At 67.0% G+C, this 16,340-nt stretch carries 15 protein-coding genes and 1 riboswitch; of the genes, 10 read left to right on the top strand and 5 right to left on the bottom strand.

Annotated features, from left to right (window positions below; genetic code table 11):
• Window positions 1-124: 124 nt before the first annotated feature.
• Complete coding sequence (locus ABLE94_RS21265) at window positions 125-1,516, bottom strand: FAD-dependent oxidoreductase (protein WP_348809772.1); 1,392 nt, start codon at window positions 1,514-1,516, stop codon at window positions 125-127.
• 211 nt (window positions 1,517-1,727) lie between these two features.
• Here ABLE94_RS21265 and ABLE94_RS21260 point away from each other — a divergent pair, with 211 nt between their 5' ends.
• Genes ABLE94_RS21260 through ABLE94_RS21250 form a run of 3 tightly spaced genes read left to right on the top strand, consistent with a single transcriptional unit; the run spans window position 1,728 to window position 3,899 of the window.
• Window positions 1,728-2,246: an Rv0361 family membrane protein gene (locus ABLE94_RS21260; protein WP_348809771.1), complete on the top strand. Its 519-nt coding sequence runs from the start codon at window positions 1,728-1,730 to the stop codon at window positions 2,244-2,246.
• Complete coding sequence (locus tag ABLE94_RS21255) at window positions 2,243-2,656, top strand: rhodanese-like domain-containing protein (protein WP_348809770.1); 414 nt, start codon at window positions 2,243-2,245, stop codon at window positions 2,654-2,656. Before ABLE94_RS21260 ends, ABLE94_RS21255 begins: the two co-directional genes overlap by 4 nt.
• A gap of 43 nt (window positions 2,657-2,699) precedes the next feature.
• Window positions 2,700-3,899 carry an O-succinylhomoserine sulfhydrylase gene (locus tag ABLE94_RS21250; protein WP_348809769.1) on the top strand — a complete coding sequence of 400 codons (1,200 nt, stop codon included), beginning with the start codon at window positions 2,700-2,702 and terminating at the stop codon, window positions 3,897-3,899.
• A gap of 982 nt (window positions 3,900-4,881) precedes the next feature.
• On the opposite strand, the gene ABLE94_RS21245 is transcribed toward ABLE94_RS21250, so the two are convergent.
• Window positions 4,882-5,967: an isochorismate synthase gene (locus ABLE94_RS21245; protein WP_348809768.1), complete on the bottom strand. Its 1,086-nt coding sequence runs from the start codon at window positions 5,965-5,967 to the stop codon at window positions 4,882-4,884.
• Between the two features lie 91 nt (window positions 5,968-6,058).
• A riboswitch (SAM riboswitch) is annotated at window positions 6,059-6,172 on the top strand.
• Between the two features lie 16 nt (window positions 6,173-6,188).
• Here ABLE94_RS21245 and ABLE94_RS21240 point away from each other — a divergent pair.
• On the top strand, window positions 6,189-7,508 hold the full coding sequence (locus tag ABLE94_RS21240) for an aminotransferase class V-fold PLP-dependent enzyme (RefSeq protein ID WP_348809767.1): 1,320 nt from the start codon (window positions 6,189-6,191) through the stop codon (window positions 7,506-7,508).
• Window positions 7,505-7,948: a hypothetical protein gene (locus tag ABLE94_RS21235; protein WP_348809766.1), complete on the top strand. Its 444-nt coding sequence runs from the start codon at window positions 7,505-7,507 to the stop codon at window positions 7,946-7,948. Before ABLE94_RS21240 ends, ABLE94_RS21235 begins: the two co-directional genes overlap by 4 nt.
• 41 nt (window positions 7,949-7,989) lie before the next feature.
• Here the strand turns inward: ABLE94_RS21235 and alc are convergent, their stop codons facing one another.
• On the bottom strand, window positions 7,990-8,973 hold the full coding sequence (alc, locus tag ABLE94_RS21230; RefSeq protein ID WP_348809765.1) for an allantoicase: 984 nt from the start codon (window positions 8,971-8,973) through the stop codon (window positions 7,990-7,992).
• Between the two features lie 187 nt (window positions 8,974-9,160).
• Between alc and ABLE94_RS21225 the strand changes: the two genes are divergently transcribed.
• Both ABLE94_RS21225 and ABLE94_RS21220 read left to right on the top strand, forming a co-directional pair.
• Window positions 9,161-9,685, top strand: a complete 525-nt coding sequence (locus ABLE94_RS21225) for a MarR family winged helix-turn-helix transcriptional regulator (protein WP_348807116.1) — start codon at window positions 9,161-9,163, stop codon at window positions 9,683-9,685.
• Entirely contained in the window at window positions 9,672-11,396 is a 1,725-nt protein-coding gene (locus ABLE94_RS21220) for an MDR family MFS transporter (protein ID WP_348807117.1), read from the top strand. The genes ABLE94_RS21225 and ABLE94_RS21220 overlap by 14 nt, the downstream gene beginning before the upstream one ends.
• A 226-nt stretch (window positions 11,397-11,622) precedes the next feature.
• Here ABLE94_RS21220 and ABLE94_RS21215 read toward each other — a convergent pair whose 3' ends face one another.
• Window positions 11,623-12,135: an inorganic diphosphatase gene (locus ABLE94_RS21215; RefSeq protein ID WP_348809764.1), complete on the bottom strand. Its 513-nt coding sequence runs from the start codon at window positions 12,133-12,135 to the stop codon at window positions 11,623-11,625.
• 207 nt (window positions 12,136-12,342) lie between these two features.
• On the opposite strand from ABLE94_RS21215, the gene dacB reads away from it, so the two are divergent.
• The 3 genes from dacB to tilS are packed head-to-tail and all read left to right on the top strand — an operon-like array spanning window position 12,343 to window position 15,739.
• Window positions 12,343-13,713, top strand: coding sequence for a D-alanyl-D-alanine carboxypeptidase/D-alanyl-D-alanine endopeptidase (dacB, locus tag ABLE94_RS21210; protein ID WP_348807617.1), 1,371 nt, complete (start codon window positions 12,343-12,345; stop codon window positions 13,711-13,713).
• A complete protein-coding gene (locus tag ABLE94_RS21205) occupies window positions 13,704-14,795 on the top strand; it encodes a zinc-dependent metalloprotease (protein ID WP_348807602.1) in 1,092 nt (363 codons plus the stop codon). Before dacB ends, ABLE94_RS21205 begins: the two co-directional genes overlap by 10 nt.
• Entirely contained in the window at window positions 14,774-15,739 is a 966-nt protein-coding gene (gene tilS / locus ABLE94_RS21200) for a tRNA lysidine(34) synthetase TilS (protein ID WP_348809763.1), read from the top strand. Before ABLE94_RS21205 ends, tilS begins: the two co-directional genes overlap by 22 nt.
• A 218-nt stretch (window positions 15,740-15,957) precedes the next feature.
• Here the strand turns inward: tilS and ABLE94_RS26540 are convergent, their stop codons facing one another.
• Window positions 15,958-16,140 carry a hypothetical protein gene (locus ABLE94_RS26540; protein ID WP_484494648.1) on the bottom strand — a complete coding sequence of 61 codons (183 nt, stop codon included), beginning with the start codon at window positions 16,138-16,140 and terminating at the stop codon, window positions 15,958-15,960.
• Between the last annotated feature and the right edge of the window lie 200 nt (window positions 16,141-16,340).

The raw sequence follows: 16,340 nt of genomic DNA, 5'->3' as shown, positions 1-16,340 counted from the left end.
ACCCGCGGAAGAACCTTCTTCCGCGGGTTTTGTGTTCCCCGGCTAAGAGTCCCTGGGGCGCGAAACAGAAAGTGGCGGAAGAAGATTCTTCCGCCACTTTTCGTATTTGTTTGTGCCCCGTGCGTCAGGCCTTCTGGACCTTGCCGGGCTCGGACGCGGCGAGCATGTCCTCACGCTCGACGACTTTGATGCGCTCGCGGCCCTGTTCGGCGCCGAGGGACCGCTCGTGCTCGTCGAGGCGGTACCAGCCGTCCCAGGTGGTGAACGGGATGCTCTTGGACTCGAGCAGTTCGATGACGGCGTCCTCGGACGGACTCGACGGCGTGTTCAGCTCGCCGTTGGTCATGTCCTCGATGATGCATTCGACGGTCTCGTTGGCGTCGCCCTTGGTGTGGCCGATCAGGCCGACGGGACCGCGCTTGACCCAACCGGTGGTGTACAGGCCGACGAGGTGGGTGCCCTCGTCGAAGATGCGTCCGGCCTCGTTGGGGATGACGCCGGCCTGGGTGTCGAACGGGATCTCCGGCAGGTTGTCGGACAGGTAGCCGACGGCGCGGTAGATCGCGGTGACGTCCCAGTCGGTGTGCTTGCCGGTGGGCTTGACGTTGCCGGTGCCGTCGAGTTGGGTGCGCTCGGTGCGTAGACCGACGACCTTGCCGTCCTCGCCGAGGATCTCGATGGGGCTTTCGAAAAAGTGCAGGAACAGCTTGTGGATGGCGCCCTGCTTGGGCTCGCGCATCGCGTAGTTCTCGATGATCGTGGCGACCTGGTCGGTGATCTTCGATCCGCGACGGGCCACGGCCGAACCCTCGTCGTAGTCGATGTCCTCGGGGTCGACGATGACCTCGATGTTCGGCGAGTGGTCGAGTTCCTTGAGTTCGAGCGGGGTGAACTTGGCCTGCGCCGGTCCGCGTCGTCCGAAGACGTGCACCTCGACGGCCTTGTTGGCTTTGAGTCCCTGGTAGACGTTGTCCGGGATCTCGGTCGGGAGCAGTTCGTCGCCGGTCTTGGCGAGCACGCGCGCGACGTCGAGTGCGACGTTGCCGACTCCGATGACGGCGACCTTCTCCTGGTCCAGCGGCCATTCGCGGGGGAAGTCGGGGTGGCCGTCATACCAGGCGACGAACTGCGCGGCGCCGTAGGAACGATCGAGGTCGACGCCGGGGATCTGCAGTCCGCGGTCGTCGGTGGCGCCGGTGGAGAAGATCACCGCGTCGTACAGCGACTTCAGTTCGTCGAGGGTGATCTCGGTGCCGTAGTCGATGTTGCCGAGCAGGCGGACCTGCGGCTTGTCGAGTACCTTGTGCAGGGCGGTGATGATGCCCTTGATGCGGGGATGATCGGGTGCGACGCCGTAGCGAATCAGGCCGAACGGCGCGGGCATCCGCTCATAGAGGTCGATGCTGACACCGCGATCCTTGGCGGTGTCGGACTTCATCAGCGCATCGGCGGCGTAGATCCCGGCGGGACCGGCCCCGATGATGGCAACGCGCAGCGGGCGGCTCTGATCGGTCATAAGGTGTCGTCTACCTCGTTCTCGTCTGTCTTCGACGCGCGCGGGAGGTCAGCGATGCGTCGACGCTTATCCCCTCTACGGTAGGCGTTGGTGGGCCGTACCCAAAATCTCGGGTTAGGGTGGCCTCACTCGCGGCGGCGACGTGTGATCGATCGCATCCGGCGACAAGGCCCTCGAAACCGGCGAGAACTGCGGCGATACACTCGCCTCCATGGCCAAACGCGCACCTCGCAAGTCCGCACCCGAGATCGTCGGTGACGATCTCGGTGCCGACGACCCGGGTGCCGACGCGGCGCCCTCGTGGCGCAAGGTCTGGCCTTTCCTGCTGGCGTTGATCGTTGTGGTCGTGGCGGTGGTCGGGATCTTGCTGTCGTACCTGATCCGGCCGGCCGAAGAACGGGCCAGTGAACCGGCGCAGGTCCAGTACGCGATCAACGATTTCTACACCGCGCGCAACAACCTTGATTACGCGGAATTCCGCGATCACACCTGCGCCGCCGACCTGAATGCGAGTGACTTTCCGTCTGAGGCGGAGTTCACCGCCGAGAACCAGAAGTCGTTGGAGGCCAACGGGCGGATCGTCATTCCGGAGATCAGCGATGTCAGCGTCTCCGGTGACCGCGCGACGGCGACAGTACATTGGCAATTCGACAAGAAATCCGACGAGAAGCAGACGACGAACGTCGTGGTGCTTCGGGAGAACGGGAACTGGAAGGTGTGCAAGGCATGACTTATGCCGGAGATCTGACCCCGCAGCAGGCCTGGGAGAAGCTCGAGAACAACCCCAAGGCGAAGTTGGTGGACTGTCGCACGCGCGCCGAGTGGTCGTTCGTGGGTGTGCCCGACCTGGAGGTCCTGGAGAAGCAGACCATTTTCGTCGAGTGGACCACCTTCCCCGCCGGGACCCCCAACGAGGCGTTCGTTGCCGAACTGCGTGACGCGGGCATCGCCGATGACGACGAGGTCATCTTCATTTGCCGTTCGGGTCACCGGTCGATCGGTGCGGCCGAGGCGGCCACCGCCGACGGGGTCTCCCTCGCCTACAACGTGCTCGACGGATTCGAGGGTGCGCTCGACGAATTCGATCATCGTGGTTCCACCGGTTGGCGGGCCCAGGATCTTCCGTGGAGACAGTCGTGAGCGAAACGAGCGAGCCGGCCGACCGTACAGAGTGGAGGCAGTCGTGAGTCGCGAACTGCCACCTGGTGTTTCGCCGGAGACCATCTCGGTCCGCGGCGGACTGGATCGATCCGGTTTCTTCGAGACGTCGGAGGCCCTGTACCTGACGAGCGGGTACGTCTACGACTCCGCCGAGGCCGCCGAGCGTGCCTTCACCGGTGAGGACGAGCGATTCGTCTACTCCCGCTACGGAAATCCGACCGTCGAGATGTTCCAGGAGCGGCTGCGGCTACTCGAGGGCGCCGAGGCGTGTTTCGCCACCGCGAGTGGAATGGCCGCAGTCTTCGTCTCTCTCGGTGCGCTGCTGAAGGCCGGGGACCGGCTGGTAGCGGCACGCAGCCTGTTCGGTTCGTGCTTCGTGGTGGCCAACGAGATCCTGCCGCGCTGGGGTGTGACAACGGAATTCGTCGACGGTGAGGATCTCTCCCAGTGGGAGAAGGCGTTGTCCACGCCTGCCGACGCAGTGTTCTTCGAAACCCCGTCGAATCCGATGCAGACCCTCGTCGACGTGGCGCGGGTGTCCGAGCTGGCGCATGCCGCGGGTGCAAAGGTGGTGTTGGACAACGTGTTCGCCACCCCGTTGCTGCAGCGTGGTCTCGAACTCGGGGCCGACGTCATCGTCTACTCGGGCACCAAGCATATCGACGGGCAGGGCCGCGTGATGGGTGGTGCGGTGCTCGGCACCAAGGAGTACATCGACGGCCCGGTGCAGACGCTGATGCGTCACACCGGTCCTGCGTTGAGCCCGTTCAACGCGTGGACGCTGGTGAAGGGTCTGGAGACCCTACGCCTGCGCGTCGACGCGTCGGTCGCCTCGGCACTGCGAATCGCGCAGTTCCTGGAGGACGATCCGCGGGTGGGGTGGGTCAAATACCCGTTCCTGCAATCACATCCGCAGTACGAGCTCGCCAAGGAGCAGATGTCCGGTGGCGGCACCGTCGTCACCTTCGAGTTGGCCGAAATGGGCGGTGTCAAGGGCAAGAAACGCGCCTTCGACGTGCTCAACGCACTCCGCGTCATCGACATCTCGAACAACCTGGGCGACTCCAAGTCACTGATCACCCACCCCGCGACCACCACCCATCGGGCGATGGGACCCGAGGGTCGGGCGGCGATCGGGTTGGGTGACTCGGTGGTTCGGCTGTCGGTGGGCCTCGAGGGCATTGACGACCTCCTCGGCGACCTGGATCAGGCACTGGGCTGACCGATGTGTGGCCGCGGTTTGCGGTCGCGCAGCAATCTGGCAGGTCGTGTGCACGGCACCGCAAGGGTGGACCGGCATCGTGGAAGACGTCAGAGAGAAACGCACACAGCGGATCTCACGTCTATGAACACAGGAGTTCATCATGCCCGCACCTCGCCGCAACAACAATCCCGTCCGCGTCCAGCGTCGTCGCCGCGTGCGTCGCTACGACCCGCGCAGCCGTCAGTGGCTGTGGATGTGGATCTGATCGGCTGGCCTCGGTCGATATGCAACGGCCCCACCCGGGAGTTCCGGGTGGGGCCGAGGTGCGTGAAAGTGGTTCTGGCTCAGGTGAACTCGTCTGTGCTCTTCCGGGTGTATCCGGCGGGCGTCGAGCCAGGGCTTCGCCGCAGTCAGCGGATTCGCGGTCGATGGCCCCAAACCGGCTGGAGCAGCGTCGTGCCGATGCGTTGATCGCGTTGACCAGGGGCAGGACCGATTGGCGGTCGGTCTCCGGTGTGTGAGGAGCAACGCGATTCCGACGTGGTTCCTGGCGGTGCTCGCACTGACGATGGCATGGGCGAGGATCCAGCAGATCCTGCGATCCCAGTCGACGCACCTGTGGTCGCCGGCACAGAGTTGGCCTCCGCCCAGCCGGGTTCCGCCCAGTCGGGGTCCGCAGCAAGCTGTTTGTGTACTGGTCCCGAACACCGCGCCCCACCGCCGCTACCTGTGCCGCCGCCCGCGCATCGATCTTCGTGGTCGCCGACCAATCCACCCTCGACGCTGAGGATGACGAACCCGGCTATCTCGACGGGTACGGCGTCATCGATGCCGACTCGGTGCGCGCCCTCGACAATCGGGAGTTCACCTGCCGCGTCGGGGTGTCCCGAGAACTCGCGATGCAAGGCGGGAAAGGGCGCCCACTCGACGGGAAAGGGCACCCACTCGACGGGAAAGGGCGCCCACTCGACGGGAAAGGGCGCCCACTCGACGCGGCGAGTCAGTCCTCGATACCCAACGCCCGCAATACCGTTAGGAGTTTCGCGGTGGTCTCGGCGAGTTCGGCATCGGGGTCGGAGTCGGCGACGATGCCGCCACCCGCCCAGCTGCGGAAGGAACGGAGGTCGGGCTCGAGTTCCAGGCACCGGATGGTCACCATCCATTCGCCGTTGCCGGCCGCGTCGGCCCACCCGACCGCACCGGCGTACAACCCGCGCGGTTCCTCGTGTGCGCGAATGAATTCCGTGGCCACCTCGCTCGGTGTGCCGCCGACCGCCGGTGTCGGACTCAGCGTGATCGCAAGATCCAGGGCGCCGACGGCGTCGTCGTCGAGTATCGCCCGGATCGGGGTCGCCAGATGCCACATCTCGCCGGTCGACAACAACTGCGGCTCATCGGGGATCGCGAGTTCGCGGCACAACGGTGCCAGGCGATCCCGGAGGTGCTCGACGACGAACGCGTGCTCGCGGTGATCTTTCTCCGACGCCGCGAGCTTCTCGCGGGACTCCCGGTCGGCCTCCGGATCGGCCGAGCGCGGCGCCGAACCGGCGTATGGCCGGCACGTCACCTCGCGACCGTCCTTGCGCAGCAACAGTTCCGGGCTCGCGCCGAGCAGCCACGAGGTGCCGGTGTCGACGGCAAAGGCGTTGTGTTCGCTGTTGCCGCCGGCGAGTGCGGCCAGCAGCCCGTCGACCGTGACCGGCGAATCCAGTTGAGCCCGAATCATTCTGGCGAGGACGACCTTCGCCAATGCGCCGGAGGCGATCGCCGACAACGCGGCACGCACCCGATCACGATGGGTGGCCGAATCGGGAATCTGCTCCGACGAAATCAGCGTCCGGCGCGGTGGTCGGCTCCCGGCGAGCGGAGTCGGTTCATGGGACAGCGTCACCGGCTCGAACAGCGCCGACGGGGCCGAGGGATCGAAGGCCACCGCCCCGACGACCGCATCGACGGCGCCGCTGCGCAGCCGGGTCGCGGCGTCGTCGGCGTCGGCGAATCGCGTCCGCACGCCGCGCGCTCGCACCGTCCCGTGCGGCCGCGACAGGACGAACGGTGACGCGGCGTGGGTATCGGAGACGGGCACCCAACCAACTTAGGCGACGACGGGCCGCGGCCTTTCGCTCACGCTGAGTGAAAATTGACACCCTTGCGCGCCGTAGGCCACCCTTGGTGCAGGTCATGAGTGCCAGCGACAAGCCCCGGCTAGCTGGCCGGCAACCCTCCTCCGCGGTGGGGTGCTCCGGGTGACGACCTGGCCGTGTACCGACCGGGCACGGCAAGCGTGGATTCCAAGGAGCCTTTGCGATGACTGCTGTCGCCACCACCACTGATTGCCGCAACGACTGCGCGGTGCAGTCCGATGCCGCCGACCTGTCGACCATCGGACCGCTGACCTCGGTCGTCGGTGCCGCCGAACTCGTCCCGCTGACCAGCGGTGATCAGATCCGCTACGCCAACTTCGACTACGCGGCCAGCGCGCCCGCCCTCACCGCCGTCGCCGACGCCGTCGCGGCGTCGGTGAGTCAGTACGCCAGCGTCCACCGCGGCGCCGGCCACCTGTCGCAGGTCACCACCCGCCGCTACGAGCAGTGCCGGGACACGGTCCGACGTTTCGTGCGTGGCCGCACCGACGACACCGTCGTCTTCACCCGCAACACCACCGACGCGATCAACCTGGCCGCCCACTGCACCCCCGGTGACGTCGTCGTTCTCGACATCGAGCACCACGCGAACCTGCTGCCGTGGGTGTCCCGCGACAACGGGTCCGCGCGCATCGTCTCGGCGTGCGACACCCTCGAGGACACCCTGGCCGCGCTCGACGCCGAACTCGCCGCGGCGCCGGCCGCCCTGCTCGCCGTCACCGCGGCATCCAACGTCACCGGCGAGGTGCTGCCCATCTCACGGCTGGCCTCGATCGCCCACCGCCACGGTGCCCGCATCCTCGTCGACGCCGCGCAACTGGTGGCACACCGACCGGTGTCGATCGTCAGTCACGGCATCGATTACCTCGTCTTTTCCGGCCACAAGCTCTACGCACCCTTTGGATCCGGAGTCCTCATCGGTCGCAGCGACTGGCTCGACGCCGCTGACCCGTACCTTGCCGGCGGCGGGGCGTCGGCGCAGGTGAGCCTCGTCGACGGACCCGACGAGAACTGCGCCTCCACCGCCTGGCACTCGGGCGCCGCGCGGCATGAGGCCGGCTCACCGAATGTGTTGGGCGCCATCGCCATTGCCGCCGCCTGCGAGGCCATCGTCGATCTCGGATTCGAACTGATCGGCCTGCATGAGGCAGAACTGCGCGCCCGTCTGGACGCCGGGCTGGCCGGCGTCGCCGACGTGACGCCGCTGCGGATCTTCTCCGACGACCTCGATCGCGTCGGCATCGCCGGCTTCTCCGTCGACGGACACACGCCGCGCGCCGTCGCCGAGTACCTCAGCGATCATCACGGAATCGGCGTGCGCGACGGCAAGTTCTGCGCGCATCCGCTGCTGGCCCGACTCGGACACACCGACGGGGCGGTCCGCGCGAGCTTCGGCCTCGGTACCGATTCCGCCGACGTCGACCGGCTCGTCACCGCACTCACCGAACTCACCCGCATTGCTCCCGGAAAGGCACACCCATGACCGCCGAACTCTCCGACGTCCGCATCAGCATCGGCCGCCCCGGTCTGCGCGTGGCACTGGCCGGGGACGTGTCGGCCATCGACGCGCCGATCGTGGTGCGTCGACCGACCCTTCGCGACGCGCAGCGGGCGCGGTCGGTGCTGCGATCCGGCACCCGGGACACCGCGAATTTCAGTGTGGCACTGGAGGTCGAGGTGGCCATCGCCCCGAATGCCGCGTCGGCACGGGCGGCGGTCGCGGGTATCCCCGACGAGCTCGACGGCGGCACCGTTCGCTACATCGGCACACCCGGCGGGCTGGTCACCCTCATCCGCGACATCTACGCCGCCGAGGTCGCCGACGCGGTGATCCTGGTGTCGTTGGATGGGTCGGCGACCGAGAACCGGGTCCGTCAGCTCGTGCTGCCGGCGTTCACCGGTGCCGCCCGAGGCGTCGCCTGATCCGCAGATCTCGCACCGGTCCGGAGTGCACAGACTCGACCTCAGGCCTCGCCGCGCTCCCACTGCTCGATGAGCCCGGCGTAGGACTCCTCGGTGAGCAGTCCGTACAGCTTGAACCGGGCCATGCCCCCGTCGGGGTAGATGTCCAGCCGTGCCTCGGTCATCGGCCGGTCCAGGTCGATGACGAACCGATGCCGGGTGTCGGGCTGCAGCTCGGTGCGGGGCAGGACCTCGAACCACTCGCCGTCGTCGCCGTCACGGCCGCGGACCGTGGCGGCGCCTGGTGCATTGCCCAGGAAGTAGCTCGTGTCGAGCTCGATCAGACTGACCCGCCCCTGGCCGGCCAGGCGCACCTGCACCCAGTCGTTGCCGTCGTCGCGGCGTCGGGAGGTCTCCCAGCCCTCACCCATGTGGCGGGCCCGGCCGGGCATCAGCAGGTTGTTCGGTGAGCTGTAGAACATGTTGGAGCAGGCCGTGATCAGGCCGCCGTTCTCCAGCGCGGCCAGGTCGAAGTGGCCGTACCGGAAGAAGTGCGGGTTGGGCACGCCTCGGCCGTGCACCCGGAAGCGGGCGATGCCGCCGTCGGGGTGCATCGTCAGACGCACATGGGTGAAACGGTCCTTGGCATCCACCCGGAACGGATTGCGGGTGTCCCCGTCGACCGGACTCTTGTCGACGATGGTGATCCACTCGGTGTCGTTGACCAGTTCGTCGACGGAGACCACACCCTCCTTGGCGGCGGCCTCCACCGAGATGAACGGTGGGTAATTGCCCTTGAACCAGGCGGTGTCGACGACGACGCCGTAGATCACGCCCGGAGCGCCGAGGCGGATGATCGCCTGGTCGACCCCATCGCGACGACGACGCCGTGTTTCCCAGCCGTCATAGATCTGGCCCTTGTGACCGAACGTCGCGGGCCGGTACTCCGCGGGCGGCGTCGAGATGAGGTTCTGCGCCTCCGCGAACAGGTCGTCATTCGACCACACGACGGCACCGCCGAGATCCCGTAATGCCAGGTCAGGCATCGAAGTGAAGTGAGGGCGGGTTCCGGACGCGGTGGGTGGGGGCGAAGGGGTCACGGCCACCGATCCTAATGGCGTTTGCGATCGCGGCACATTCGAGCGCATACTTGCGCAGTCCAACTAGGTGCACATTGCAACTGATTGATTCGCGCACCGAAGAAATGCTCCGACTCATCCGGGGGGATCCGCCATGCTCGATCCGGTCGAGGTCGACCGCCTCTTCGACGCGCTGTCCCGCTACCTGCGGGTACGTGACCGAGCCGTGCACACGACCCTGCGCACACCGGACGGCGACGTCGAGATCGCGGCGTTCAAGGGACTCTTCCATCTGCAGCGCCGACCGATGCGTTCCCGCGAACTCGCGGGCGCGCTCAACTCCGATCCGTCCACGGTCAGCCGACAGGTCGCCCAACTCGTCGACAAGGGGCTGGTGCGTCGGGAGGCCGACCCGCACGACGGACGGGCGACTTTGCTGGTGATCACCGAAGCCGGAGACGCCCAGGTCGAGGCCATGCGCTCGGCTCGGCGCGCGGCGATGAACGACGCCATGTCGGACTGGACCGCCGACGAACTCTCCACCTTGGTGAGCTTGCTCAACCGATTCGTCGACGCCACCGAGACCTTCATGGTTCCCGACTGCGCGAGACCCCCATCCGGGAAGCACGCCAACGACGAATCCCAGCCCGATCGAAAGGACCCCGATGACCAACCATGACGCGGCGGCCGCCTCGTCGGCCTCACCCGTAGAACACGCGGGTGCCGGTCTGACGCATCGCCAGATCCTCACAGTGATGGCCGGACTGATGATCGGCATGTTCCTCGCCGCCCTCGACCAGACCATCGTCTCGACGGCGATCCGCACCATCGCCGACGACCTGCAGGGCTACGACCTGCAGGCCTGGGTCACCACCGCCTACCTGGTGACCTCCACGATCGTCACCCCGCTCTACGGCAAGCTCTCCGACATCTACGGCCGCAAACCGTTCTTCCTGCTGGCCATCTCGATCTTCGTCATCGGGTCACTGCTGTGTTCGATGGCCACGTCGATGTACATGCTGGCCGGCTTCCGAGCGCTCCAGGGGCTCGGTGCCGGTGGTCTGTTCACCCTCGCACTGACCACCATCGGCGACATCGTCCCGCCCCGGGAACGAGCCAAGTACCAGGGCTACTTCCTGGCGGTGTTCGGCACCTCGAGCGTGCTCGGCCCGGTCCTCGGCGGCTTCTTCGCCGGCCAGTCGTCGATCCTGTGGATCTCCGGGTGGCGCTGGGTGTTCCTGGTGAACGTGCCGATCGGCATCATCGCGCTGTTCGTCGTCTACGCCGTCCTCAACTATGACCAGAACAAGGGCACCGGAACCCGCACCGACTACTGGGGCGCGACGGCACTCGCGGTGACAGTGGCGCCGATCCTGGTGGTGGCCGAGCAGGGCCGCGTGTGGGGATGGTGGTCGACGAAGTCGATCGTGTGTTACGCCATTGCCGTCGTCGGGCTGGCTGCGTTCATCTGGATTGAGAACAAGATGGGCGACGACGCCCTGATCCCGCTGCGGGTGTTCAAGAATCGGGTCTTCGCGCAGGGCATCGTCGTATCGATGGTCGTCGGCGCGGTGATGTTCGGCGGCATCTCGATGCTGCCGCAGTATTACCAGGTGCTGCGCGGTTCGAGCCCGATGGTGGCCGGACTGCAGATGCTGCCGATGGTGCTCGGACTGATGTCCGGATCGGTGGCGTCGGGTCAATTGATCTCGCGCACCGGCAAATACAAGGTCTTCACGATCCTCGGGTCGGTACTGATCACGGTCGCGACATTCCTGCTGCACTACGTCAGCATCACCACGCCGGTGTGGGTGGTTATGCTCTATGCCGCACTGCTCGGCTTCGGCCTGGGCAATCTGATGCAGCCGATCACCCTCGCGATGCAGAACATCCTGCCGCCCAAGGATATGGGACTGTCGACCGGAACCGCCACGTTCTTCCGGCAGATCGGTGCGACCCTCGGTGTGGCCGTGTTCTTCTCACTGCTGTTCTCACTGATGGGACCCAACATCAAGGACGAGATGACCGCCGCGTCGACGCAGCCGGGATTCTCTGCCGGGGTGATGGAGGCGGCCCAGAGCAGCGATCCGCAGGTGCGTGAATTCGGTCAGTCGCTGATCGCGAGCCAGGCCAATCCCGGCGCGGCCGGTTCCGGATCCTCCGACAGTGTCATGAATGACACGTCGATCATCGCGAAGCTGCCCGACTCGCTGTCGGAACCCATCATGACCGGCTTCGCCAACTCGATGGACCGGGTGTTCCTGACCGTGTCGATCGTGTCGCTGCTCGCCATCATCGGCACCGTCACCTGGAAGGAACTGCCGCTGCGGTCGGGGCGCCCGATCGGTGCGCCCAAGGACGCACCGAGTGGGGAGCCGCAGAAGTCCTGACCGAGCCCCACTGACGGCGCTCTCCTGAACGTTGACAGCGCTCTCCTGAACGTTGACAGCGCTCGTCACCACACTGACAGCGCTCGCCACCACACTGACAGCGCCCAGACAACAGCCGAGCGCGCCCGCGGATCAGATCGCGGGCGCGCTCGGCGTCATGTAGAGCGCTGTCAACGAGAATCAGAGCGCTGTCAACGTCAGAAAGAGCGCTGTCAGCGACATGGCGTCAGCCGCGTGAGGACTCGTTGGCCTCGCCGGGATGCTCGGCCAGGCGTGCGATCGCCGCTTCGGCGACCTTCTCGGCCTCGGCCTTGCCGACCCATCCGCCCGGCGTGACCTCCTTGCCCGGCTCGAGATCCTTGTAGTGCTCGAAGAAGTGCGAGATGGCGCTGGTCTCGTACTCGGAGACGTCACCGATGTCCTGGATGTGGTTCCAGCGGATGTCGTTGGCCGGGACGCACAGGAGCTTGTCGTCGCCGCCGGCCTCGTCGGTCATGGTGTACATGCCGACGACGCGGGCCTTGACGATGACGCCCGGGTACACCGACTCCGGGAGCAGCACGAGCGCGTCGAGCGGATCGCCGTCGTCGCCCAGCGTGTTGTCGATGTAGCCGTAGTCGGCGGGATAGCCGAACGCCGTGTACAGGTAGCGATCGAGATAGATCTTGCCGGTCTCGTGATCGACCTCGTACTTGTTGCGGCTACCCTTCGGGATCTCGATGGTCACATCGAATTCCACGCGTCCTCCTTGATCGTGGCACTGTCGTTGGGGTGATGGCGGCCGCCCCAACTGCGGAGTCGGCTACGCGAATCGCCTCAACGATACTGTTAGGACGCCACCAAGAGAATGTCGAGACCCGGAGGTCATGCGGTGCACAGTACTCCAGCGGCGGACGTGAGCGGACCGCGACGACGCCGCTGGATCGTTCGATCGCTGCTCTCGGTCATGCTGGTGGCGGTGATTGCGGTCGGCGCCGGATTCACCTACCTGCAGCTGACCAAGCCCGATCCGCTGCCCGCCGGCATCCCGGCGCGACCTGCGGCGATCGCGGCCGACCCGCAGATCGACCCGGTCGCCGCCACCGCGCCCGAACCCACCTCGGCGGGGGTCACCGCCGCGATCGCCGACTCCGTCAAGGCGCCTCAACTGGGCACGTTGACCGGGCAGATCAGTGATTCGCTGACCGGCGCCGTGCTGTGGTCGGAAGGTGCCAGTACGCCCCGGACGCCGGCCTCGAACGCGAAGGTCCTCACCGCGGCCGCCGCTCTGCTGGCCCTGCCGCACGATCAACGGGTCACCACGACCGTGCTCGCCGGACCCGACGGACAGGTGATCCTGCGCGGCGCCGGCGATCCGACGCTGACCGCGCAGGCCCCCGGTACCGACACCTTCTACACCAACCCGGCGCGGATCTCCGACCTCGCCAACCAGATCGTCAAATCGGGCGTCGACGTCACCTCGGTGGCGGTGGACCTGTCCGCGTATTCCGGCCCGACCATGGACCGCACCTGGTCTCGGGACGACATCGCCGGCGGTGACATCGCGCCGATGGAATCACTGATGGTCGACGGCGCGCGGATCAAGCCGCTCGACGAGTATTCGCCGCGCGAGGAGCAACCCGGCATCGCCGCCGGGAAGGCGCTGGCGAGTGCGCTCGGCGTCTCCACCGACGTGACCGAGGCGAGCGCACCCGCCGGTGCCCAGACCATCGCGACGGTGCAGTCGGCGCCGCTGGTCACCCGCGTCAACGACATGCTCCGGTTCTCCGACAACGTACTCGCCGAGGCATTGTCCATCGAACTCTCCACCTCCCAGGGCGGGCCGGCGACACTGGCCGGTGGTGCGCAGGCCGTGCTGAAGACCTTGTCGCAGAACGGTTTCGATGTTTCCGGGGCGACGTTGACCGATTCGTCGGGCTTGTCCTACGGCAACAAGGTGCCCGCGTCGCTGCTCGACGAGGTGATGTCGGCGGCCAGCGGCGACACCGAGGCCGGCGCGTCGGCGTCGGACGGCGACGCGTCGAGCACCACCCGGGACCGGGACATCAAGATGCGACCGATGCTCGACGGGCTGCCGGTGGCCGCCGGGACCGGAACCCTGGCCGACCGCTTCGACCCGCGCACCAATCCGGGCGCCGGATGGGTGCGCGCCAAGACCGGAACACTGACCGGGGTCAGTTCGTTGACCGGGATAGTTCAAACCGTCGATGGGCGGGTGCTGTCGTTCGCGTTGATGTCGGGGGGAACATCCCCGGTCGATGCGCGGCCCGCACTCGATGCCATCCCCGGCGACTTGAGGGAGTGCGGATGTCGGTGAGCCAGAGCAGTGAGAACGAGGTCGCGGCCCGCAGTGGGTTGCTCGATCCGGTCGGCGCCAAGATCGACTGGGGTCTGGCCGCGGGGGTGGGCAAGAAACTGTCCCGACCCGGACCGAAGATGACGACCTACACACGCGACGCGGCGCGGGCCGAACTCGCCGACGCCGCCACGCGCGCCGAGGGTCCGGTCCGTGAGGTCACCGGACTCGCCGACGGTCTGGCCGTGCCGGCCGCGCGGGTCCTCGAACGTGACGAGTGGATCGACGCCGCGGCCCTGTCGATGCGGTCGATGCTCTCCGGCGACGGTGAGACCCTCGACGAGTCGCCGGGCATTTCCGGCCGCATCGGCGGACTGCAGGCATCGGGGTTGCTCGCGTTTCTGTCCACCGCGATCCTCGGCCAGTACGATCCGTTCTCGCCGGGACCGGCCGGCGCCGACGATCCGGGCGTGCTGATGCTGGTGCTGCCCAACATCGTCGGGGTGGAACGGTCACTGAAGGTGTCCCCCAGCGACTTCCGGTTGTGGGTGTGTCTGCACGAGGTCACCCACCGGGTCCAGTTCTCCGCGAACCCCTGGCTGCGCCAATATATGTCGGACAACATCGAGGTGCTGACCTCCGATGCCGGGGAATCGGTGGCCGACGTCGCCGCGCGGATCACCGGTGCACTCAAGGGCGGAAAGCCCAGGGAGAAGGGGATCATCGGAGCGATGCAGCTGCTGCAGACGCCCGAACAGTACGACGCGTTCAACCGGATGCTGATGCTCGGCACCCTGCTCGAAGGTCACGCCGACCATGTGATGGATGCGGTCGGGCCCGCACAGGTGCCCACCGTCGCCTCCATCCGGGCGGCCTTCGACAAACGCCGCACCGGACCGCGAAATCCGGTGCAGCGCATCATCCGTGCACTCATCGGAATGGATGCCAAACTGGCCCAATATATTCGGGGCAAGGCCTTCGTCGACGAGGTGGTGACGACGGTCGGCATGGAGCGGTTCAACACCATCTGGACCTCGCCGGAGACCATGCCGCTTCCAGACGAGATCGACGAGCCGTCGAAGTGGATCACGCGGGTGCTCTGAGACGTGCGGTCGCGGACTTCGCGGCCGCACACCTCGACGGTGCCCGCGAGGTGTGCGTCGGATTGTCCGGCGGCCCCGACTCTCTCGCCCTGACCGCCGCCGCCCTCGACAGCGGCCTGGCCGTGCGGGCGCTCATCGTCGACCATCGGTTGCAACGCGGATCGGCCCACGTCGCCGACTCCGCCGCGCGCGCCGCGACGGCGCTTGGTGCCCGCGCCGACGTCATCGAGGTCAGCGTCGGGCACGACGGCGGGATGGAGGCCGCGGCCCGTACGGCCCGCTACGACGCGCTCGAGCATGCCCGGGAGGGGCTGCCCGTCCTGTTGGGACACACCATGGATGACCAGGCCGAGACCGTGCTGCTGGGTCTGGCCCGCGGATCGGGTGCCCGGTCGATCGCCGGGATGCGCCCGTGGTCGGCGCCGTGGGCCCGCCCTCTTCTCGGAATCCGCCGCGCCCAGACCCTGGCGGCCTGCGCCGAAAGGGGATTGGCGCCGCACTCCGACCCGCACAACCGGGACCCGAGGTTCACCCGCGTGCGTCTACGGTCCGAGGTCATTCCGCTGCTCGAGGACGTGCTGCACGGGGGTGCGGTGGAGGCGCTGTCACGCACCGCCGGTTCCCTGCGCGAGGACAACGATGCGCTCGACGGTTTTGCGGACACGCTGTACCGCGAGGCCGTCCGCACCGGTGATCCGGCGCCGGAACTACTGATCGCATCACTGGCCGCGACCGTGCCGGCGATTCGTCGGCGGGTGATCCGGTTGTGGCTGCACGACGCCGGTGCCACCGAGCCGACGTCCCGGGTGATCGTCGGTATCGATGCGCTGATCACCGATTGGCGTGGTCAGGGTGGCGTCGCCATCGGTGGGGATGCGGATGTACGACGCAGCGCGGCCAGGTGCGGTGACGCCATCGTCGTGCAGGAGAGTCCACGTCGCTGAGGTGCGACGGAACGGCGAGTTGATCGTCTCGATGTACCGGAAGTCGGCGACCACCAGGCTGCCACCGCCGCCGAGGATGCAGACGGTCGACCCGGCGAGCAGTCCTCCTGCGATTCCGCCCACCAACGGCGCCGATGACGGTCCCGACGAGAGTCGAGATCGTCATGCCGGGCACTGACCGTCTGGTTGAACCGTGCCAGTGCCGCATCGTCACGTTCCTAGTTGGCAGTCGGACCGGCCGGGAGCCGATTGCATGCGGCGGCCCGAAATGGTGCCACCTGCTTCGGATCGACGGCGACGGAATGCGCAAGATCATTTGTGGGCATGAGGGTTGCAGCGGTATCGGTGACATGCGCGCCGATCGGGAATCGGCGATCGTCGAGACGATAAACCAGCGGCATCCGGAACACCTCGACGTCGACGTCGGCGTCGCGTCGGCGTCGATCGACAGGGAGGTGCCGCGGTGCCGGAACGTCCCGTCGGTCAGGGTGAGTGACACCGAGGTGTCGTCGAACGACACGGTGTGGCCGACGATTCTCGGTGGGGCGGCACAGGCCGGAGCGATCACCGAAAAAGATAGCAGTGCAAGGCAATACGGCAC

The sequence above is a fragment of the Gordonia sp. VNK1 genome (assembly GCF_040049135.1).
Classification (GTDB): domain Bacteria; phylum Actinomycetota; class Actinomycetes; order Mycobacteriales; family Mycobacteriaceae; genus Gordonia; species Gordonia oleivorans.
This window is presented reverse-complemented; position numbering and strand designations above follow the sequence as displayed.

Coding starts and splice junctions, on each gene's coding strand:
- alc (WP_348809765.1), bottom strand. CDS start 8,973: ATGCCTGACCTGGCATTACGGGATCTCGGCGGTGCCGTCGTGTGGTCG.
- ABLE94_RS21255 (WP_348809770.1), top strand. CDS start 2,243: ATGACTTATGCCGGAGATCTGACCCCGCAGCAGGCCTGGGAGAAGCTC.
- dacB (WP_348807617.1), top strand. CDS start 12,343: ATGCTGGTGGCGGTGATTGCGGTCGGCGCCGGATTCACCTACCTGCAG.
- ABLE94_RS21220 (WP_348807117.1), top strand. CDS start 9,672: ATGACCAACCATGACGCGGCGGCCGCCTCGTCGGCCTCACCCGTAGAA.
- ABLE94_RS21225 (WP_348807116.1), top strand. CDS start 9,161: ATGCTCGATCCGGTCGAGGTCGACCGCCTCTTCGACGCGCTGTCCCGC.
- ABLE94_RS21240 (WP_348809767.1), top strand. CDS start 6,189: ATGACTGCTGTCGCCACCACCACTGATTGCCGCAACGACTGCGCGGTG.
- ABLE94_RS21260 (WP_348809771.1), top strand. CDS start 1,728: ATGGCCAAACGCGCACCTCGCAAGTCCGCACCCGAGATCGTCGGTGAC.
- ABLE94_RS21235 (WP_348809766.1), top strand. CDS start 7,505: ATGACCGCCGAACTCTCCGACGTCCGCATCAGCATCGGCCGCCCCGGT.
- ABLE94_RS21265 (WP_348809772.1), bottom strand. CDS start 1,516: ATGACCGATCAGAGCCGCCCGCTGCGCGTTGCCATCATCGGGGCCGGT.
- ABLE94_RS26540 (WP_484494648.1), bottom strand. CDS start 16,140: ATGCCGCTGGTTTATCGTCTCGACGATCGCCGATTCCCGATCGGCGCG.
- ABLE94_RS21205 (WP_348807602.1), top strand. CDS start 13,704: ATGTCGGTGAGCCAGAGCAGTGAGAACGAGGTCGCGGCCCGCAGTGGG.